At 49.7% G+C, this 20365-nt stretch carries 17 protein-coding genes; all 17 read left to right on the top strand.

The genetic code is table 11. The annotated features are described in order from the left end of the window. Nucleotides 1-2 precede the first annotated feature (2 nt). The 17 genes from gmm (at nucleotide 3) to C7B16_RS04985 (ending at nucleotide 20364) form a co-directional block, all read left to right on the top strand. Nucleotides 3-482 carry a GDP-mannose mannosyl hydrolase gene (gmm, locus tag C7B16_RS05070; RefSeq protein WP_107179427.1) on the top strand — a complete coding sequence of 160 codons (480 nt, stop codon included), beginning with the start codon at nucleotides 3-5 and terminating at the stop codon, nucleotides 480-482. After that, complete coding sequence (wcaI, locus tag C7B16_RS05065; RefSeq protein WP_000699674.1) at nucleotides 479-1702, top strand: colanic acid biosynthesis fucosyltransferase WcaI; 1224 nt, start codon at nucleotides 479-481, stop codon at nucleotides 1700-1702. The genes gmm and wcaI overlap by 4 nt, the downstream gene beginning before the upstream one ends. A 2-nt stretch (nucleotides 1703-1704) precedes the next feature. Beyond that, nucleotides 1705-3141: a mannose-1-phosphate guanyltransferase gene (gene cpsB, locus C7B16_RS05060; RefSeq protein WP_000079312.1), complete on the top strand. Its 1437-nt coding sequence runs from the start codon at nucleotides 1705-1707 to the stop codon at nucleotides 3139-3141. A gap of 156 nt (nucleotides 3142-3297) precedes the next feature. After that, the gene (gene cpsG, locus C7B16_RS05055; RefSeq protein ID WP_096263657.1) at nucleotides 3298-4668 is read left to right on the top strand and encodes a colanic acid biosynthesis phosphomannomutase CpsG; all 1371 of its coding nucleotides are present in this window, start codon (nucleotides 3298-3300) and stop codon (nucleotides 4666-4668) included. 54 nt (nucleotides 4669-4722) lie between these two features. Next, nucleotides 4723-6117 carry an undecaprenyl-phosphate glucose phosphotransferase gene (gene wcaJ / locus C7B16_RS05050; RefSeq protein WP_000183151.1) on the top strand — a complete coding sequence of 465 codons (1395 nt, stop codon included), beginning with the start codon at nucleotides 4723-4725 and terminating at the stop codon, nucleotides 6115-6117. 1 nt (nucleotide 6118) lies between these two features. Next, nucleotides 6119-7597, top strand: coding sequence for a colanic acid undecaprenyl disphosphate flippase WzxC (wzxC, locus tag C7B16_RS05045; RefSeq protein ID WP_107179426.1), 1479 nt, complete (start codon nucleotides 6119-6121; stop codon nucleotides 7595-7597). Between the two features lie 945 nt (nucleotides 7598-8542). Further along, the gene (wcaK, locus tag C7B16_RS05040; RefSeq protein ID WP_096263655.1) at nucleotides 8543-9823 is read left to right on the top strand and encodes a colanic acid biosynthesis pyruvyl transferase WcaK; all 1281 of its coding nucleotides are present in this window, start codon (nucleotides 8543-8545) and stop codon (nucleotides 9821-9823) included. Then, a complete protein-coding gene (gene wcaL, locus C7B16_RS05035; protein WP_072795316.1) occupies nucleotides 9820-11040 on the top strand; it encodes a colanic acid biosynthesis glycosyltransferase WcaL in 1221 nt (406 codons plus the stop codon). The genes wcaK and wcaL overlap by 4 nt, the downstream gene beginning before the upstream one ends. 10 nt (nucleotides 11041-11050) lie before the next feature. Then, nucleotides 11051-12445 carry a colanic acid biosynthesis protein WcaM gene (wcaM, locus tag C7B16_RS05030; protein WP_072795318.1) on the top strand — a complete coding sequence of 465 codons (1395 nt, stop codon included), beginning with the start codon at nucleotides 11051-11053 and terminating at the stop codon, nucleotides 12443-12445. A gap of 174 nt (nucleotides 12446-12619) precedes the next feature. Continuing rightward, on the top strand, nucleotides 12620-13513 hold the full coding sequence (galF, locus tag C7B16_RS05025) for a UTP--glucose-1-phosphate uridylyltransferase GalF (RefSeq protein ID WP_016248888.1): 894 nt from the start codon (nucleotides 12620-12622) through the stop codon (nucleotides 13511-13513). 372 nt (nucleotides 13514-13885) lie between these two features. Next, nucleotides 13886-14971, top strand: a complete 1086-nt coding sequence (gene rfbB / locus C7B16_RS05015) for a dTDP-glucose 4,6-dehydratase (protein WP_000699457.1) — start codon at nucleotides 13886-13888, stop codon at nucleotides 14969-14971. After that, nucleotides 14971-15870 carry a dTDP-4-dehydrorhamnose reductase gene (gene rfbD, locus C7B16_RS05010; RefSeq protein ID WP_072795322.1) on the top strand — a complete coding sequence of 300 codons (900 nt, stop codon included), beginning with the start codon at nucleotides 14971-14973 and terminating at the stop codon, nucleotides 15868-15870. The genes rfbB and rfbD overlap by 1 nt, the downstream gene beginning before the upstream one ends. 57 nt (nucleotides 15871-15927) lie before the next feature. Beyond that, on the top strand, nucleotides 15928-16806 hold the full coding sequence (gene rfbA, locus C7B16_RS05005; protein ID WP_072795324.1) for a glucose-1-phosphate thymidylyltransferase RfbA: 879 nt from the start codon (nucleotides 15928-15930) through the stop codon (nucleotides 16804-16806). Between the two features lie 4 nt (nucleotides 16807-16810). Next, the gene (rfbC, locus tag C7B16_RS05000) at nucleotides 16811-17350 is read left to right on the top strand and encodes a dTDP-4-dehydrorhamnose 3,5-epimerase (RefSeq protein WP_107179425.1); all 540 of its coding nucleotides are present in this window, start codon (nucleotides 16811-16813) and stop codon (nucleotides 17348-17350) included. Nucleotides 17351-17394: 44 nt separating this feature from the next. After that, nucleotides 17395-18699, top strand: a complete 1305-nt coding sequence (locus tag C7B16_RS04995) for a nucleotide sugar dehydrogenase (RefSeq protein ID WP_072795328.1) — start codon at nucleotides 17395-17397, stop codon at nucleotides 18697-18699. A gap of 1 nt (nucleotide 18700) precedes the next feature. Beyond that, entirely contained in the window at nucleotides 18701-19759 is a 1059-nt protein-coding gene (locus C7B16_RS04990) for a Gfo/Idh/MocA family protein (RefSeq protein WP_072795330.1), read from the top strand. A gap of 26 nt (nucleotides 19760-19785) precedes the next feature. Then, nucleotides 19786-20364, top strand: coding sequence for an acyltransferase (locus C7B16_RS04985; RefSeq protein WP_072795332.1), 579 nt, complete (start codon nucleotides 19786-19788; stop codon nucleotides 20362-20364). Nucleotide 20365: the final 1 nt, after the last annotated feature.

Here is a 20365-nt window from a genome sequence, read left to right as displayed (position 1 = left end):
TGATGTTTTTACGTCAGGAAGACTTTGCCACAGTAGTGCGCTCGACCCCGCTTGTCTCTCTCGACTTTATTGTCGAGAACAGCCGCGGCGAGTTCCTGCTTGGCAAAAGAACCAACCGCCCGGCGCAGGGTTACTGGTTTGTGCCGGGAGGGCGCGTGCAGAAGGATGAAACGCTGGAAGCCGCATTTGAGCGGCTGACGCTGGCGGAACTGGGGCTGCGACTGCCGATGAAAGCAGGCCAGTTTTACGGCGTCTGGCAGCATTTTTATGACGATAACTTCTCCGGTACAGATTTCACCACCCACTATGTGGTGCTCGGTTTTCGCTTCAGGGTAGCGGAAGAAGAGCTGTTGCTGCCGGACGAACAGCATGAAGATTACCGCTGGTTGACGGCGGACGCGCTGCTGGCCAGTGACGATGTTCATGCGAACAGCCGCGCCTATTTTCTCGCTGAGAAGCGTGCCGGAGTGCCTGGCTTATGAAAATTCTGGTCTACGGCATTAACTACTCGCCAGAGCTAACCGGTATCGGCAAATACACTGGCGAGATGGTGGAATGGCTGGCAGCACAAGGTCATGAAGTGCGGGTCATTACCGCGCCGCCTTACTATCCGCAGTGGCAGGTGGGCGAGAACTATTCCGCCTGGCGGTACAAACGGGAAGAGGGCGCAGCCACGGTGTGGCGCTGCCCGCTGTATGTGCCAGAACAGCCCAGTACCCTGAAACGCCTTTTGCATCTTGGCAGTTTTGCCGTCAGCAGTTTCTTCCCGCTGATGGCGCAACGCCGCTGGAGGCCGGATCGCATTATCGGCGTGGTGCCAACGCTGTTTTGCACGCCGGGAATGCGCCTGCTGGCAAAACTCTCTGGCGCGCGTACCGTGCTGCATATTCAGGATTACGAAGTGGACGCCATGCTGGGGCTGGGTCTTGCCGGAAAAGGCAACGGCGGCAAAGTGGCCCGCCTGGCAACAGCGTTCGAACGTAGCGGGCTGCACAACGTTGATAATGTCTCCACGATTTCACGCTCGATGATGAATAAAGCCATCGAAAAAGGCGTGGCGGCGGAAAAAGTCATCTTCTTCCCCAACTGGTCGGAAATCGCCCGTTTTCAGCACGTTGCACAGGCCGATGTCGACGCCCTTCGTAACCAGCTTGGTCTGCCGGATAACAAAAAAATCATTCTTTACTCCGGCAATATTGGCGAAAAGCAGGGGCTGGAAAACGTTATTGAAGCCGCCGATCGCCTGCGCGATGAACCGTTGATTTTTGCCATTGTCGGGCAGGGCGGCGGCAAAGCGCGGCTGGAAAAAATGGCGCAGCAGCGTGGACTGCGCAACATGCAATTTTTCCCGCTGCAATCGTATAAAGCCTTGCCCGCGCTGCTGAAGATGGGCGATTGCCATCTGGTAGTGCAAAAACGCGGCGCGGCAGATGCCGTATTGCCGTCGAAACTGACCAATATTCTGGCGGCAGGCGGTAACGCGGTGATTACCGCAGAAGCCCACACAGAACTGGGGCAGCTTTGCGCCACCTTTCCAGGTATTGCGGTTTGCGTAGAACCGGAATCGGTAGAGGCGCTGGTGGCGGGGATCCGCCAGGCGCTCCTGCTGCCCAGACACAACACGGTGGCACGTGAATATGCCGAACGCACGCTCGATAAAGAGAACGTGTTACGTCAATTTATAAATGATATTCGGGGATAATTATGGCGCAGTCGAAACTCTATCCTGTGGTGATGGCAGGTGGCTCCGGTAGCCGCTTATGGCCGCTTTCCCGCGTACTTTACCCCAAGCAGTTTTTATGCCTGAAAGGTGATCTCACCATGCTGCAAACCACCATCTGCCGCCTGAACGGCGTGGAGTGCGAAAGCCCGGTGGTGATTTGCAATGAACAACATCGTTTTATTGTCGCGGAGCAATTGCGTCAACTAAACAAACTCACCGAGAACATTATTCTCGAACCGGTAGGGCGCAACACCGCACCTGCCATTGCGCTGGCGGCACTGGCGACAAAACGCCATAGCCCCGAGAGCGACCCGTTAATGCTGGTGCTGGCGGCGGATCATGTGATTGCCGATGAGGACGCTTTTCGCAGCGCCGTGCGTAATGCCATGCCGTATGCCGAAGCGGGCAAGCTGGTGACCTTCGGCATTGTGCCGGATCTACCTGAAACCGGTTATGGCTATATTCGTCGCGGCGACGTTTCCCCCGGCGAGCAGGATATGGTGGCCTTTGAAGTGGCGCAGTTTGTCGAAAAACCGAATCTGGAAACCGCGCAGGGCTATGTGGCAAACGGTGATTATTACTGGAACAGCGGCATGTTCCTGTTCCGCGCCGGACGTTATCTCGAAGAACTGAAAAAATATCGTCCGGATATTCTCGACGCCTGTGAAAAAGCGATGAGCGCCATCGATCCTGATCTCGATTTTATTCGTGTGGATGAAGAAGCGTTTCTCGCCTGCCCGGAAGAGTCGGTGGATTACGCGGTCATGGAACGCACGGCAGATGCCGTTGTGGTGCCGATGGATGCGGGCTGGAGCGATGTCGGTTCCTGGTCCTCATTATGGGAGATCAGCGCACACACCGCCGAGGGCAATGTTTGCCACGGCGACGTGATTAATCACAAAACCGAAAACAGCTATGTGTATGCCGAATCTGGCCTGGTGACCACCGTTGGGGTGAAAGATCTGGTCGTGGTGCAGACCAAAGACGCGGTGTTGATTGCCGATCGGAACGCGGTGCAGGATGTGAAAAAAGTGGTCGAGCAGATCAAAGCTGATGGTCGTCATGAGCATCGGGTGCATCGCGAAGTGTACCGCCCGTGGGGCAAATATGACTCTATCGACGCAGGCGACCGCTACCAGGTGAAACGCATCACCGTGAAACCGGGCGAGGGGTTGTCGGTACAGATGCACCATCACCGGGCAGAACACTGGGTGGTGGTGGCGGGAACGGCAAAAGTCACCATTGACGGTGATATCAAACTGCTTGGTGAAAACGAGTCCATTTATATTCCGCTGGGGGCGACGCATTGCCTGGAAAATCCGGGGAAAATTCCGCTCGATTTAATTGAAGTGCGCTCCGGCTCTTATCTCGAAGAGGATGATGTGGTGCGTTTTTCGGATCGCTACGGACGCGTGTAAACGCCTTATCCGACCTGTGGTTCGGGTTTTGTAGGCCTGATAAGACGCGGTAGCGTCGTATCAGGCAATGAATGCCGAATCGCGATGTAAATAACGACAAAAACAAAATTGGCCGCTTCGGTCAGGGCCAACTATTGCCTGAAAAAGGGTATCGACATGAAAAAATTAACCTGCTTTAAAGCCTACGATATTCGCGGAAAATTAGGCGAAGAACTGAATGAAGATATTGCCTGGCGTATTGGTCGCGCCTATGGCGAATTTCTTAAACCGAAAACCATTGTATTAGGTGGTGATGTCCGCCTCACCAGTGAAACCTTAAAACTGGCGCTGGCAAAAGGTTTACAGGACGCGGGCGTCGATGTGCTGGATATCGGCATGTCAGGCACCGAAGAGATCTATTTTGCCACGTTCCATCTCGGCGTAGATGGCGGTATCGAAGTCACCGCCAGCCATAATCCGATGGATTACAACGGCATGAAACTGGTGCGCGAAGGGGCTCGCCCGATCAGCGGCGATACCGGACTGCGCGACGTCCAGCGTCTGGCTGAAGCCAATGACTTCCCGCCTGTCGATGAAACAACACGCGGTCGCTATCAGCAAATCAACCTGCGTGACGCTTACGTTGATCACCTGTTCGGTTATATCAACCACAAAAACCTCACGCCGCTCAAGCTGGTGATCAACGCCGGTAACGGCGCTGCGGGGCCGGTGGTGGATGCTATCGAAGCCCGTCTGAAAGCACTCGACGCCCCCGTGGAATTAATCAAGGTGCACAACACGCCAGACGGCAATTTCCCCAACGGTATTCCTAATCCGCTGCTGCCGGAATGCCGCGACGATACGCGTAATGCGGTTATCAAACACGGTGCGGACATGGGTATTGCCTTTGATGGCGATTTCGACCGCTGCTTCCTGTTCGACGAAAAAGGGCAGTTTATCGAGGGCTACTACATCGTCGGCCTGCTGGCAGAAGCGTTCCTCGAAAAAAATCCTGGCGCGAAGATCATCCACGATCCGCGTCTCTCCTGGAACACTGTCGATGTGGTGACCGCTGCAGGCGGTACGCCGGTGATGTCGAAAACCGGACACGCCTTTATTAAAGAACGTATGCGCAAGGAAGACGCCATCTACGGTGGCGAAATGAGCGCCCATCACTATTTCCGTGATTTTGCTTATTGCGACAGCGGCATGATCCCGTGGCTGTTGGTAGCCGAACTGGTGTGCCTGAAAGGGAAAACACTGGGTGAACTGGTGCGTGACCGCATGACGGCATTTCCGGCAAGTGGGGAGATCAACAGCAAGCTGGCGCAACCCGCTGAGGCAATTAACCGCGTCGAACAGCACTTTAGCCGCGAGGCGCTGGCGGTGGATCGCACCGACGGCATCAGCATGACCTTTGCCGACTGGCGTTTCAATCTGCGCTCCTCCAACACTGAACCGGTGGTGCGGCTGAATGTGGAATCGCGCGGCGATGTGCCGCTGATGGAAGCGCGAACGCGCACTCTGCTGACGTTGCTGAACGAGTAATGTCTGTTTTTCCCTTACCCCATTGCGGGTAAGGGGCTAATAACAGGAACAACGATGACAAATCTAAAAAAGCGCGAGCGAGCGAAAACCAATGCATCGTTAATCTCTATGGTGCAACGCTTTTCAGATATCACCATCATGTTTGCCGGGCTATGGCTGGTTTGCGAAGTGAGCGGGCGGTCATTCTTCTACATGCATCTGTTGGTGGCGCTGATTACGCTGGTGGTGTTCCAGATGTTGGGCGGCATCACCGATTTTTATCGCTCCTGGCGCGGTGTTCGGGCAACGACAGAATTTGCCCTGCTGCTACAAAACTGGACGCTAAGCGTGATTTTTAGCGCCGGACTGGTGGCGTTTAATAATGATTTCGATACGCAACTGAAGGTCTGGCTGGCGTGGTATCTGCTGACCAGCATCGGACTGGTGGTTTGCCGTTCATGCATTCGTATCGGTGCGGGATGGTTGCGTAATCATGGCTATAACAAACGCATGGTCGCGGTGGCGGGGGACTTAGCCGCCGGACAAATGCTGATCGAGAGCTTCCGTAATCAGCCGTGGCTGGGGTTTGAAGTGGTGGGCGTATACCACGATCCGAAGCCGGGCGGCGTTTCTAATGACTGGGCAGGCAACCTGCAACAACTGGTTGAGGACGCTAAAGCGGGCAAGATTCATAACGTCTATATCGCCATGCAGATGTGCGACGGCGCGCGAGTGAAAAAGCTGGTACATGCGTTGGCAGACACCACCTGTTCGGTGCTGCTGATCCCCGATGTATTTACTTTCAACATTCTCCATTCACGTATCGAAGAGATGAACGGCGTACCGGTGGTGCCGCTGTACGACACGCCGCTTTCTGGGGTTAACCGCCTGATCAAACGTGCTGAAGATATTGTGCTGGCTACCTTGATCTTACTGCTGATCTCCCCGGTGCTGTGCTGCATTGCCCTGGCAGTGAAACTGAGTTCCCCTGGGCCAATAATTTTCCGCCAGACCCGCTATGGCATGGATGGCAAGCCGATCAAAGTGTGGAAGTTTCGCTCTATGAAAGTGATGGAAAATGACAACGTCGTGACCCAGGCGACACAAAACGATCCGCGTGTGACCAGAGTGGGGAACTTTCTACGTCGAACCTCGCTGGATGAACTGCCGCAATTTATCAATGTGCTGACGGGAGGAATGTCGATTGTTGGTCCGCGCCCGCACGCGGTGGCGCATAACGAACAATATCGCCAGCTCATTGAAGGCTACATGCTGCGCCATAAAGTGAAACCAGGCATTACCGGTTGGGCGCAGATTAACGGCTGGCGCGGCGAGACCGACACGCTGGAGAAAATGGAAAAACGCGTCGAGTTTGACCTTGAGTATATCCGCGAATGGAGCGTCTGGTTCGATATCCGGATCGTTTTCCTGACGGTGTTCAAGGGCTTCGTTAACAAAGCGGCATATTGATATGAGCTTACGTGAAAAAACCATCAGTGGCGCGAAGTGGTCAGCGATTGCCACGGTGATCATCATCGGCCTGGGACTGGTACAGATGACCGTGTTGGCGCGGATTATCGATAACCATCAGTTCGGCCTGCTTACCGTGTCGCTGGTGATCATTACGCTGGCAGATACGCTTTCTGACTTCGGCATCGCCAACTCCATTATTCAGCGGAAAGAAATCAGTCACCTTGAACTCACCACACTGTACTGGCTGAACGTTGGGCTGGGGATCGTGGTGTGCGCGGCGGTGTTTTTGTTGAGTGACGCCATTGGTGGCGTGCTGAATAACCCGGATTTGGTGCCGTTGATTAAAACATTGTCGCTGGCGTTTGTGGTGATCCCCCACGGGCAACAGTTCCGCGCGTTGATGCAGAAGGAACTGGAGTTCAACAAGATCGGCATGATCGAAACCAGCGCCGTGCTGGCGGGCTTTACCTTTACGGTGGTTAGCGCTCATTTCTGGCCACTGGCGATGACCGCAATCCTTGGTTATCTGGTCAATAGTGCGGTGAGAACGCTGCTGTTTGGCTACTTTGGCCGTAAAATTTATCGTCCCGGCCTGCATTTTTCGCTGGCGTCGGTGGCACCAAACTTACGCTTTGGTGCCTGGCTGACGGCAGACAGCATCATCAACTATCTCAATACCAACCTTTCAACGCTGGTGCTGGCACGTATTCTCGGCGCGGGCGTGGCGGGGGGCTACAACCTGGCGTACAACGTGGCTGTTGTACCGCCGATGAAGTTGAACCCGATAATCACCCGCGTGCTGTTTCCAGCGTTCGCCAAAATTCAGGACGACACCGAAAAGCTGCGCGTCAACTTCTACAAGCTGCTGTCGGTGGTGGGGATTATCAACTTTCCAGTGCTGTTGGGATTGATGGTGGTAGCCAATAATTTTGTGCCGCTGGTATTTGGTGAGAAATGGAACAGCATCATTCCGGTGCTGCAATTGCTGTGCGTGGTGGGGCTACTGCGTTCAGTGGGTAACCCGATTGGTTCGCTGCTGATGGCGAAAGCGCGGGTCGATATCAGCTTTAAATTCAACGTATTCAAAACCTTTCTGTTTATTCCGGCGATTGTTATTGGTGGGCAGATGGCGGGCGCAATTGGCGTCACGCTTGGCTTCCTGCTAGTGCAGATTATCAACACTGTGCTGAGTTATTTCGTGATGATTAAACCGGTGCTCGGCTCCAGTTATCGGCAGTATATCCTGAGCTTGTGGCTACCGTTTTATCTCTCATTACCGACGCTGGTGATCAGTTATGTGCTGGGCGTGGTGCTGAAAGGGCAACTGGCACTGGGGACGCTGTTGGCGGTGCAAATTACCGCAGGCGCACTGGCGTTTGTGGTGATGATTGTGCTGTCGCGCCATCCGCTGGTGGTGGAAGTGAAGCGTCAGTTTTGTCGCAGCGAAAAAATGAAAATGCTTTTACGGGCGGGGTGAGTTGTTGTTTTCGGTTCCGGCAACGGTTGCCGGATGCGGCGTAAAACGCCTTATCCGGCCTACGGTTCAGTGCCCGGATTTTGTAGGCCTGATAAGACGCGTCAGCGTCGCATCAGGCGCTGAATGCCGGATGCGGCGTAAAACGCCTTATCCGGCCTACGGTTCAGTGCCCGGATCTTGTAGGCCTGATAAGACGCGTCAGCGTCGCATCAGGTGTTGAATGCCGGATGCGGCGTAAAACGCCTTATCCGGCCTACGGTTCAGTGCCCGGATCTTGTAGGCCTGATAAGACGCGTCAGCGTCGCATCAGGCGTTGAATGCCGGATGCGGCGTAAAACGCCTCATCCAGCCTACGGTTCAGTGCCCGGATCTTGTAGGCCTGATAATACGCGCCAGCGTCGCATCAGGCGCTGAATGCCGGATGCGGCGTAAAACGCCTTATCCGGCCTACGGTTCAGTGCCCGGATTTTGTAGGCCTGATAAGACGCGTCAGCGTCGCATCAGGCGCTGAATGCCGGATGCGGCGTAAAACGCCTTATCCGGCCTACGGTTCAGTGCTCGGATCTTGCAGGCCTGATAAGACGCGTCAGCGTCGCATCAGGCGCTGAATGCCGGATGTGGTGAAAACGCCTTATCCGGCCTACGGTTCAGTGCCCGGATCTTGTAGGCCTGATAAGACGCGTCAGCGTCGCATCAGGCGTTGAATGCCGGATGCGGCGTAAAACGCCTTATCCGGCCTACGGTTCAGTGCTCGGATCTTGCAGGCCTGATAAGACGCGTCAGCGTCGCATCAGGCGTTGAATGCCGGATGCGGCGTAAAACGCCTTATCCGGCCTACGGTTCAGTGCCCGGATTTTGTAGGCCTGATAAGACGCGTCAGCGTCGCATCAGGCAAAAAGCGGCAACGAACACAACCTCACCTGGCATCAAATTTATGAGGAAAAAATGAAATTACTTATTCTGGGCAACCACACTTGCGGCAACCGCGGCGACAGCGCCATTTTGCGTGGCTTACTTGATGCCATCAACATCCTCAATCCACACGCCGAAGTGGACGTGATGAGCCGCTATCCGGTCAGTTCTTCCTGGCTGCTTAATCGCCCGGTAATGGGCGATCCGCTGTTCCTGCAAATGAAACAACACAACAGCGCGGCGGGCGTTGTCGGGCGCGTAAAAAAAGTCCTTCGTCGCCGCTACCAACACCAGGTATTGCTCTCTCGCGTCACCGACACCGGCAAGCTGCGTAATATTGCCATCGCCCAGGGATTTACCGACTTCGTGCGCTTGCTATCAGGTTACGACGCCATTATTCAGGTCGGTGGTTCGTTTTTTGTCGATCTCTACGGCGTACCGCAATTTGAACACGCTCTGTGCACCTTTATGGCGAAAAAGCCGCTGTTTATGATTGGTCACAGCGTCGGCCCGTTCCAGGATGAGCAATTTAACCAACTGGCTAACTACGTTTTTGGTCACTGTGATGCATTGATCCTGCGCGAATCGGTCAGCCTTGAGCTGATGAAACGCAGCAATATCACTACCGCAAAAGTCGAACACGGCGTCGATACCGCCTGGCTGGTCGATCATCACACTGAAGATTACACCGCCAGCTACGCCGTCCAACACTGGCTGGGCGTCGCATCCCAACAGAAAACCGTGGCAATTACTCTGCGCGAACTGGCACCGTTTGATAAACGCCTCGGCACTACTCAACAAGCGTATGAACAAGCCTTTGCCGGGGTGGTCAATCGCATTCTCGACGAAGGGTATCAGGTCATTGCGCTTTCCACCTGTACGGGCATCGACAGCTACAACAAAGATGACCGCATGGTGGCGCTCAACCTGCGCCAGCACATCAGCGAGCCTTCCCGTTACCACGTGGTGATGGATGAACTTAACGATCTGGAAATGGGCAAAATTCTCGCTGCCTGTGAACTCACTGTCGGTACGCGCCTGCACTCCGCCATTATCTCTATGAACTTTGCCACTCCGGCAATTGCTATCAACTACGAACATAAATCCGCCGGGATTATGCAACAACTGGGGCTGCCGGAGATGGCGATGGATATTCGTCATTTATTAGACGGCAGCCTGCAAGCGATGGTTGCGGATACCTTAGGCCAGCTTCCGGCGCTGAACGCGCGACTTAGCGAAGCCGTCAGGCGCGAACGCCAGGCAGGAATGCAGATGGTGCAGTCCGTACTGGAACGCATCGGGGAGGCGAAATGAAGGTCGGCTTCTTTTTACTGAAATTCCCGCTGTCGTCGGAAACCTTCGTCCTCAACCAAATTACTGCGTTTATTGATATGGGCTTTGAGGTGGAGATTGTCGCGCTGCAAAAAGGCGATACGCAAAACACCCATGCGGCATGGGCGCAATACAACCTTGCCGCTAAAACTCGCTGGTTACAGGACGAACCTCAGGGCAAAGTAGCGAAACTACGCCATCGTGCCAGCCAGACCTTACGCGGCATTCATCGTAAAAACACCTGGCAGGCGCTCAACCTCAAACGCTATGGTGCCGAGTCGCGGAACCTGATTTTGTCTGCCATTTGTGGTCAGGTCGCAACACCGTTTCGCGCCGATGTGTTCATCGCTCATTTTGGCCCTGCGGGGGTAACCGCAGCCAAATTGCGTGAACTGGGTGTCATTCACGGCAAAATCGCTACTATCTTCCACGGCATTGATATCTCCAGTCGGGAAGTGCTCAACCACTACACCCCCGAATATCAACAACTGTTTCGCCGTGGCGACCTGATGTTACCGATAAGCGATCTGTGGGCCGGAAGGCTGCAAAAAATGGGCTGCCCCAGAGAAAAAATCGCCGTATCGCGCATGGGCGTGGACATGACGCGCTTTAGCCCGCGTCCGGTGAAAGCACCCGCAACGCCGCTGGAAATCATTTCCGTCGCACGCTTAACCGAGAAAAAAGGCCTGCATGTGGCGATCGAAGCCTGCCGTCAGTTGAAAGAGCAGGGTGTGGCGTTTCGCTATCGCATCCTCGGCATCGGCCCGTGGGAGCGGCGTTTACGCACGCTCATCGAACAGTATCAACTGGAAGATATGGTGGAGATGCCGGGGTTTAAACCGAGCCACGAAGTGAAGGCGATGCTCGACGACGCGGATGTCTTCCTGCTGCCATCGGTAACGGGCGCGGACGGTGATATGGAAGGCATTCCGGTGGCGCTGATGGAAGCGATGGCGGTCGGCATTCCGGTTGTTTCTACTCTGCATAGCGGAATACCGGAACTGGTGGAGGCCGATAAATCCGGCTGGCTGGTGCCTGAGAACGATGCTCGCGCACTGGCGCAACGACTGGCGGCGTTTAGCCAACTGGATGCCGACAAACTGGCTCCGGTAGTCAAACGCGCTCGCGAAAAAGTCGAACACGATTTTAACCAGCAGGTGATCAATCGAGAACTCGCCAGCTTGTTGCAGGCTTTATAGAGGAGAACGCATGCCATTTAAAAAACTCTCCCGACGCACCTTCCTGACGGCAGGCTCCGCGCTTGCTTTCCTCCATACTCCTTTTGCCCGTGCAATTCCCGCCCGACAAAGCGTTAACATCAATGACTACAATTCCAAAGACTGGATAGCCTCGTTTAAACAGGCTTTCAGCGAAGGGCAAACGGTCGTCGTGCCTGGCGGATTTGTTTGCGACAACATCAACACCGGCATCTTCATCCCTCCCGGTAAAACGTTACGCATCCTTGGAAGCCTGCGCGGCAACGGCAGAGGGCGATTTGTCTTACAGGACGGCAGCCAGGTGACAGGGGAGAAGGGCGGCAGTATGCATAACATCACCCTGGATGTGCGCGGTTCTGATTGCACCATCAAAGGGCTGGCGATGAGCGGCTTTGGCCCGGTAACGCAAATCTATATCGGCGGTAAAAACAAACGGGTCATGCGCAATCTGGTCATTGACAACCTCACGGTCAGCCACGCCAACTACGCCATCTTACGCCAGGGATTTCATAACCAGATTATCGGTGCCAACATCACCCATTGTAAGTTCAGCGATTTACAGGGCGACGCCATCGAATGGAATGTGGCGATTAACGACCACGATATTTTAATTTCCGACCACGTAATAGAACGCATCAACTGTACTAATGGCAAAATCAACTGGGGTATTGGCATAGGCCTTGCGGGAAGTACTTACGATAACAACTATCCGGAAGACCAGGCAGTGAAAAACTTTGTCGTAGCGAATATCACTGGCTCTGATTGTCGGCAACTAATTCATGTTGAAAATGGCAAGCATTTCATTATCCGTAATATCAAAGCGCGTAATATTACGCCGGATTTCAGTAAGAAAGCGGGTATTGATAATGCCACGATCGCTATTTACGGATGTGATGATTTCGTGGTTGATAATATTGAGATGATTAATAGCGCAGGGATGTTAATCGGCTATGGCGTCATTAAAGGAAGATATCTCTCCATACCGCAAAATTTCAGACTGAATAATATTCATCTTGATAATACTCAACTTGCCTGGAAATTGCGCGGAATACAAATTTCGGCAGGCAATGCAACTTCCTTTGTGGCGCTGACCAACATTGAAATGAAGCGTGCGTCGCTGGAACTGCACAACAAACCGCAACATCTTTTTATGCGAAATATCAAAGTGATGCAGGAATCCTCTGTGGGGCCAGCATTGACCATGAACTTCGACTTGCGTAAAGACGTTCGTGGCACATTTATGGCAAAGAACGAGACCTTACTGTCACTGGCAAATGTTCATTCGGTGAATGAAAAAGGACAAAGTTCGGTCGATATCGACAGGATTAATTACCACATTGTTAATGTGGAAAAGATTAACTTTCGATTACCGGAACGGGGGGAGTAGAATTGCGACCATTCCTGGAAAAATGGAGCCATACTTAAGAATAACGCTACTGCAATCCTGAGCGAAGCGGCGTAACATCGGAAGTAAATCAGTCATCAGTTCAGGGTAATTGATGCTGGCGAAAAAAATCGAACAAGCTATAATTCAGCAACCATTTTACAGGTGGATGAAATAATGACGAATTTAAAAGCAGTTATTCCTGTAGCGGGTCTTGGGATGCATATGTTGCCTGCCACTAAGGCGATTCCTAAAGAGATGCTACCGATCGTCGACAAGCCAATGATTCAGTACATTGTTGACGAGATTGTGGCTGCAGGGATCAAAGAAATCCTCCTGGTAACTCATGCGTCCAAGAACGCGGTCGAAAACCACTTCGACACCTCATATGAATTAGAATCTCTCCTTGAGCTGCGCGTGAAGCGTCAACTACTGGCGGAAGTACAGTCTATCTGCCCGCCGGGCGTGACCATTATGAACGTGCGTCAGGGTGAACCTTTAGGTTTAGGCCACTCCATTTTGTGCGCGCGACCAGCCATTGGCGACAATCCGTTTGTCGTGGTGTTGCCAGACGTTGTTATTGACGACGCCAGCGCCGATCCGCTGCGTTACAACCTTGCTGCCATGATTGCGCGCTTTAACGAAACGGGCCGCAGCCAGGTACTGGCAAAACGTATGCCGGGCGACCTCTCTGAATACTCCGTCATCCAGACCAAAGAGCCGCTGGACCGTGAAGGCAAAGTTAGCCGTATTGTTGAATTTATTGAAAAACCGGATCAGCCGCAGACGCTGGACTCAGACATAATGGCTGTTGGTCGTTATGTCCTTTCTGCCGATATTTGGCCTGAACTGGAACGCACTCAGCCAGGTGCATGGGGACGTATACAGTTGACAGATGCCATTGCTGAACTGGCTAAAAAACAAGCCGTTGATGCCATGTTAATGACCGGTGACAGCTACGACTGCGGTAAAAAAATGGGCTATATGCAGGCGTTTGTGAAGTATGGGCTGCGTAACCTGAAAGAAGGGGCGAAGTTCCGCAAAGGTATTGAGAAGCTGTTAAGCGAATAATGAAAATCTGACCGGATGTAACGGTTAATAAGAAAATCATAACGGCAGTGAAGATTCGTGGCGAAAGTAATTTGTTGCGAATCTTCCTGCCGTTATTGCTTTATAAACTTTCAGAATAACAATGAGTTAGCAATAGGATTTTAGTCAAACTTTTCCAGGATTTTCCTTGTTTCCTGGGCTGATTGGTAAGACAATTAGCGTTTGAATTTTTCGGGTTTAGCGCGAGTGGGTAACGCTCGTCACATCGTAGGCATGTATGCAGTGCTCTGGTAGCTGTAAAGCCAGGGGCGGTAGCGTGCATTAATACCTCTATTAATCAAACTGAGAGCCGCTTATTTCACAGTATGCTCTGAAGTAATATGGAATAAAAAAGTGAAGATACTCGTTACTGGTGGCGCAGGATTTATTGGTTCTGCTGTAGTTCGTCACATTATAAATAATACGCAGGACAGTGTTGTTAATGTCGATAAATTAACTTACGCCGGAAACCTGGAATCACTCGCTGAAGTTTCTGATTCTGAACGTTATTCATTTGAGCATGCAGACATCTGCGATGCCGTAGCAATGGCTCGTATTTTTTCACAGCATCAGCCAGACGCGGTGATGCACCTGGCGGCAGAGAGCCACGTTGACCGTTCAATAACTGGCCCGGCAGCCTTTATTGAAACCAATATTGTGGGGACTTACGTCCTTTTAGAAGCAGCTCGTAATTACTGGTCTGCATTGGATGATGAAAAGAAAAACAATTTCCGCTTCCATCATATTTCTACTGATGAAGTCTATGGTGATTTACCTCATCCTGATGAAGTAAATAATACAGAAGAATTACCCTTATTTACTGAGACGACAGCTTACGCGCCAAGCAGTCCTTATTCCGCATCCAAAGCATCCAGCGATCATTTAGTCCGTGCGTGGAAACGCACCTATGGTTTGCCGACCATTGTGACTAACTGCTCGAATAACTACGGTCCTTATCACTTTCCAGAAAAATTGATTCCGTTGGTCATTCTTAATGCGCTGGAAGGTAAGGCATTACCTATTTATGGTAAAGGGGATCAAATTCGCGACTGGTTGTATGTAGAGGATCATGCTCGTGCGTTATATACCGTCGTAACCGAAGGTAAAGCGGGTGAAACTTATAACATTGGTGGACACAACGAAAAGAAAAATATCGATGTAGTGCTCACGATTTGTGATTTGTTGGATGAAATTGTACCGAAAGAAAAATCTTATCGTGAGCAAATTACTTATGTCGCTGACCGCCCGGGACATGATCGCCGTTATGCCATTGATGCCGATAAAATTAGCCGCGAATTGGGCTGGAAACCGCAAGAAACGTTTGAGAGTGGGATTCGTAAAACGGTGGAATGGTATCTGGCTAATACAAATTGGGTTGAGAATGTGAAAAGCGGTGCTTATCAGTCATGGATTGAACAGAACTATGAGGGGCGTCAGTAATGAATATCCTTCTTTTCGGCAAAACAGGGCAGGTGGGGTGGGAACTGCAGCGTTCTCTGGCTCCCCTGGGTAATCTGATTGCTCTTGATGTTCACTCCACTGATTATTGTGGCAATTTCAGCAACCCCGAAGGTGTGGCTGAGACTGTCAAAAAAATTCGCCCTGATGTTATTGTTAATGCTGCTGCTCACACTGCAGTAGACAAAGCGGAATCAGAACCGGATTTCGCACAATTACTTAACGCGACAAGCGTCGAAGCGATAGCAAAGGCAGCTAATGAAGTTGGAGCCTGGGTTATACACTACTCCACTGATTACGTTTTCCCTGGCAGCGGTGACGCGCCATGGCTGGAAACGGATGCAACAGCACCGCTAAATGTTTACGGTGAAACAAAATTAGCCGGAGAAAAAGCATTACAAGAACATTGCGCGAAGCACCTTATTTTCCGTACCAGTTGGGTCTATGCAGGTAAGGGAAATAACTTCGCTAAAACGATGTTGCGTCTGGCAAAAGAACGCGAAGAGTTGGCTGTGATAAACGATCAATTTGGTGCACCAACGGGAGCTGAATTGCTGGCCGATTGCACCGCTCATGCCATTCGCGTGGCAGTAAACAAACCAGAAGTTGCTGGTTTGTACCATCTGGTTGCTGGCGGTACAACAACCTGGCACGATTATGCCGCTCTGGTATTTGAAGAGGCGCGCAAAGCGGGGATTAACCTTGCTCTTAACAAACTTAACGCCGTGCCGACATCGGCTTATCCTACTCCAGCCCGCCGCCCTCATAATTCTCGTCTTAATACAGAAAAATTTCAGCAGAACTTTGCTCTTGTCTTGCCTGAATGGCAGGTAGGCGTGAAACGTATGCTCAATGAATTATTTACAACTACAGCAATTTAAAAATTTATTGTATCTCGCCAATGATATTGGGCGTGATAAATTAAAAGGAATGGTGAAATGAAAACGCGTAAAGGTATTATTTTAGCTGGCGGATCAGGTACTCGTCTTTATCCTGTGACTATGGCAGTGAGTAAACAACTCCTGCCTATTTATGATAAGCCGATGATCTATTACCCGCTCTCTACACTGATGTTAGCGGGTATTCGCGATATTCTGATTATCAGTACGCCACAGGATACACCGCGTTTCCAACAATTGTTGGGGGACGGGAGCCAGTGGGGGCTTAATCTACAGTATAAAGTACAACCGAGCCCGGATGGCCTGGCGCAAGCGTTTATCATTGGTGAAGATTTTATTGGTGGTGATGATTGTGCACTCGTACTTGGCGATAATATCTTCTATGGACATGATTTGCCGAAGTTAATGGAAACTGCTGTTAATAAAGAAAGCGGTGCAACGGTATTTGCCTATCACGTAAATGATCCAGAACGCTATGGTGTCGTGGAGTTTGATAAAAACGGTACAGCCATTAGCCTTGAAGAAAAACCGTTAGAGCCAAAAAGTAACTTCGCTGTAACTGGGCTATATTTCTATGATAATGACATTGTAGAAATGGCGAAAAATCTTAAGCCTTCTGCACGTGGCGAGCTGGAAATTACAGATATTAACCGTATCTATATGGAACAGGGGCGTTTATCTGTTGCCATGATGGGACGTGGTTATGCCTGGCTGGACACGGGGACACATCAAAGCCTGATTGAAGCAAGTAACTTCATTGCTACAATTGAAGAGCGTCAGGGATTAAAAGTATCTTGCCCGGAAGAGATTGCTTATCGTAAAGGATTTATTGATGCAGAACAGGTGAAAGTGTTAGCTGAACCGCTGAAAAAAAATGCTTATGGTCAGTATCTGCTGAAAATGATTAAAGGTTATTAATAAAATGAACGTAATTAAAACAGAAATTCCTGATGTGCTGATTTTTGAACCAAAAGTTTTTGGCGATGAGCGCGGCTTCTTTTTTGAGAGCTTTAACCAGAAAGTATTTGAAGAAGCTGTAGGGCGTAAGGTTGAATTTGTTCAGGATAACCATTCGAAGTCTAGTAAAGGTGTTTTACGCGGGCTACATTATCAATTAGAACCTTATGCACAAGGAAAATTGGTGCGCTGCGTTGTTGGTGAAGTTTTTGATGTGGCTGTTGATATTCGTAAATCTTCACCTACTTTTGGCAAATGGGTTGGGGTGAATTTATCTGCTGAGAATAAGCGTCAGTTGTGGATACCTGAAGGGTTTGCGCATGGGTTTTTGGTGCTGAGTGAGACGGCGGAGTTTGTTTATAAAACAACAAACTACTATTACTCAGAAAGTGATAGAGGCATAATATGGAATGATCCAATGTTAAAAATTCAATGGCCATTAGAAGTTGAACCTATTCTGTCAGAAAAAGATCAGAAACAAGCTCACTTTTTAACAAAGCAATAATGTATTAAACAAAATTTTACCGGGATTAGATCTCCGAGGTTTCAATGAAAAACTTGCTAATTAATAAAATAAACGATAAAGACGCTGTAATTGGTATTGTTGGTTTGGGCTATGTTGGCCTACCATTAATGTTACGATTCTCTGAGGTTGGTTATAAAGTTATTGGCTATGACATTGATCAAAAAAAGGTTGATGAGCTTACTGCTGGGAGAAGTTATATTGAACACATTTCTGCTTCTAGTATCCAGGACGCAAATAAGCGAGGGTTTGAAGCAACTACTGATTTTTCTCGTGCTGGAGAAGCCGATACTTTAATTCTATGTGTGCCTACACCACTCAATAAATACCGTGAACCGGATTTGTCATTTGTTCTTAATACAACGGATGCTCTCGTACCCCATCTGCGCAAAGGCCATTTCGTTTCTCTTGAATCGACAACCTATCCAGGCACTACAGACGAAGAGCTGCTGCCACGCATAGAATCTCGTGGATTGAAAGTAGGTGAGGATATATTCCTGTGTTATTCGCCGGAACGTGAAGATCCTGGCAACCCTAACTTCACTACTCGTACCATTCCTAAAGTATGTGGAGGCGTCACTGAAGATTGCCTAGAGATCGGTTTGGCTCTTTATGGTGCAGTAATTGATCAGGTTGTTCCTGTATCAAGCACCCGGGCAGCAGAAATGACGAAACTTTTGGAGAATATTCACCGTGCAGTGAATATCGGTTTAGTCAACGAAATGAAAATTGTTGCGGATAAAATGAATATCGATATCTTTGAAGTTATCCGCGCAGCAGCGACTAAGCCATTTGGTTTTGTTCCTTATTACCCGGGTCCAGGTCTTGGGGGACACTGCATCCCGATTGATCCGTTCTATTTGACTTGGAAAGCACGTGAATATGGCGTAAATACACGATTTATCGAGTTAGCAGGGGAAGTAAATTCCTCTATGCCTGATTGGGTTGTCGACAAAGTGGTTCATGCGCTTAACTTAGATAAAAAATCTGTTAATGGCAGCAACATTCTCGTATTAGGTATCGCATATAAGAAAAATGTAGATGACATGCGTGAAAGTCCATCTGTGTTTATTATGGAGAAATTACGCTCGTTGGGCGCTGAAGTGTCTTACAGTGATCCCCATGTCGCAACATTTCCGAAAATGCGTGAGCATCATTTTGAGCTCGCTAGCGTTACTCTTACCAAAGAAAAACTCTCATCCTATGATTGCGTTGTTATAGCAACAGACCATGACAAATTTGACTATGAACTTATTAAAGAGCATTCGAAGTTTATAGTGGATACGCGCGGGAAGTTTAGAGATAACGAAAAAAATGTTGTAAGGGCTTAATATGAATAATTATGAACCAATTGTTGATCGTAAGATAAAATTTGCGTTGGTAGGTTGTGGCAGAATTTCTAAAAATCATTTTGCATCATTAGAAAAGCATGCTGAACGCGCTGAATTAGTCGATGTTTGTGATATTGACTCTAACGCACTTGAAAGAGCAGTTAAATCAACTGGCGCAAATGGCCATAAAGATATTAACTCAATGCTGGAAAAATCAGATGCGGATGTTGTTATTCTGACTACTCCCTCTGGACTACATCCTGTCCAAGCAATTAAAAGTTTTGCCAACGGCTTTCATGTTGTTTCCGAAAAACCAATGGCGACACGTATGGAAGATGGGGTTGCCATGGTTAAGGCCGCAGATGAAGCGAATAAACGTTTATTTGTTGTCAAACAGAATAGACGTAATGCTACTCTTCGTCTGTTAAAAGATGCAATTGAAAGTGGCCGCTTTGGACGTATTTATATGGTCAATGTAAATGTATTTTGGACGCGCCCGCAGGATTATTATAATGCTTCCCCTTGGCGTGGGACTTGGGAATATGATGGGGGCGCTTTTATGAATCAAGCTAGTCACTACGTTGACCTCCTGGAATGGTTAATAGGTCCAATCGATAGCTTGTTTGCCTTTACGGGGACACTTGAACGGAAAATTGAGGCTGAGGATACAGGAGCTGTTGCCCTAAAATGGCGCTGTGGTGCTATGGGGAGCATGAATGTCACGATGCTTACCTACCCGCAGAATCTAGAAGGATCAATTACTATCTTAGGAGAAAAAGGCAGCGTTCGTATCGGTGGTGTTGCGGTGAATGAAATTCAACACTGGGAGTTTTCTGAACCACATGAAATGGACACTAGAATCAAAGAAGTAAGTTATCAAACAACAAGCGTCTATGGATTCGGTCATCCCCTATATTATGATAATGTTATTAATGTGTTACGTGGGAATGCTGTTCCTGAGACAGATGGACGCCAAGGATTAAAATCTCTCGAAGTTCTGTCTGCAATTTATCGTTCAGCACGTGATGGTAAAAAAGTTGGTTTACCATTAGATCTTTAAAGCAATCACAAAATGTCAGGATACGTATGACTTATACTGTTCACGAAACTGCAATTGTTGATCAAGGAGCCGTCATTGGTGACGGCACCAAGGTATGGCACTGGGTCCATATCTGTGGTGGAGCACAAATTGGTAAAAATTGTTCCTTTGGACAAAATGTTTTTGTCGGAAATGACGTGAAAATTGGCAACAATGTGAAGGTTCAAAATAATGTCTCAATTTATGATGCAGTGCACCTTGAGGATGACGTTTTCTGTGGACCAAGTATGGTTTTTACGAATGTCTATAATCCTCGATCCCATGTATTACGAAAACATGAATACAGGAAAACGTTGGTGAGAAAAGGCGCAACGATTGGGGCGAATGCAACTATAGTATGTGGTAACGAGATCGGTGAATATGCCTTTATTGGTGCTGGTAGTGTAGTAAATAAGGATGTTAAGCCCTATGCGATGATGGTTGGAGTTCCTGCCCGTCAAATTGGTTGGATAAGTCGCCATGGTGCGAAACTAGATTTACCGCTTTCTGGAAACGCTACAGCTAAATGCTCTGAGACAGGTGAAAGTTACCGACTAATTCACGATCATATTGAATTTGTGGAGTGAT

The organism is Escherichia sp. 20412-1 (assembly GCF_003027595.1).
GTDB classification, from domain to species: domain Bacteria; phylum Pseudomonadota; class Gammaproteobacteria; order Enterobacterales; family Enterobacteriaceae; genus Escherichia; species Escherichia marmotae.
Note: the sequence above shows the minus strand (reverse complement) of the source record. Positions and strands in the feature narration are given on the sequence as shown.

Excerpts from the sequence above, each read along its gene's own strand:
- gmm (WP_107179427.1), top strand. The coding sequence starts at position 3 with ATGTTTTTACGTCAGGAAGACTTTGCCACAGTAGTGCGCTCGACCCCG.
- wcaI (WP_000699674.1), top strand. The coding sequence starts at position 479 with ATGAAAATTCTGGTCTACGGCATTAACTACTCGCCAGAGCTAACCGGT.
- cpsB (WP_000079312.1), top strand. The coding sequence starts at position 1,705 with ATGGCGCAGTCGAAACTCTATCCTGTGGTGATGGCAGGTGGCTCCGGT.
- cpsG (WP_096263657.1), top strand. The coding sequence starts at position 3,298 with ATGAAAAAATTAACCTGCTTTAAAGCCTACGATATTCGCGGAAAATTA.
- wcaJ (WP_000183151.1), top strand. The coding sequence starts at position 4,723 with ATGACAAATCTAAAAAAGCGCGAGCGAGCGAAAACCAATGCATCGTTA.
- wzxC (WP_107179426.1), top strand. The coding sequence starts at position 6,119 with ATGAGCTTACGTGAAAAAACCATCAGTGGCGCGAAGTGGTCAGCGATT.
- wcaK (WP_096263655.1), top strand. The coding sequence starts at position 8,543 with ATGAAATTACTTATTCTGGGCAACCACACTTGCGGCAACCGCGGCGAC.
- wcaL (WP_072795316.1), top strand. The coding sequence starts at position 9,820 with ATGAAGGTCGGCTTCTTTTTACTGAAATTCCCGCTGTCGTCGGAAACC.
- wcaM (WP_072795318.1), top strand. The coding sequence starts at position 11,051 with ATGCCATTTAAAAAACTCTCCCGACGCACCTTCCTGACGGCAGGCTCC.
- galF (WP_016248888.1), top strand. The coding sequence starts at position 12,620 with ATGACGAATTTAAAAGCAGTTATTCCTGTAGCGGGTCTTGGGATGCAT.
- rfbD (WP_072795322.1), top strand. The coding sequence starts at position 14,971 with ATGAATATCCTTCTTTTCGGCAAAACAGGGCAGGTGGGGTGGGAACTG.
- rfbA (WP_072795324.1), top strand. The coding sequence starts at position 15,928 with ATGAAAACGCGTAAAGGTATTATTTTAGCTGGCGGATCAGGTACTCGT.
- rfbC (WP_107179425.1), top strand. The coding sequence starts at position 16,811 with ATGAACGTAATTAAAACAGAAATTCCTGATGTGCTGATTTTTGAACCA.
- C7B16_RS04995 (WP_072795328.1), top strand. The coding sequence starts at position 17,395 with ATGAAAAACTTGCTAATTAATAAAATAAACGATAAAGACGCTGTAATT.
- C7B16_RS04990 (WP_072795330.1), top strand. The coding sequence starts at position 18,701 with ATGAATAATTATGAACCAATTGTTGATCGTAAGATAAAATTTGCGTTG.
- C7B16_RS04985 (WP_072795332.1), top strand. The coding sequence starts at position 19,786 with ATGACTTATACTGTTCACGAAACTGCAATTGTTGATCAAGGAGCCGTC.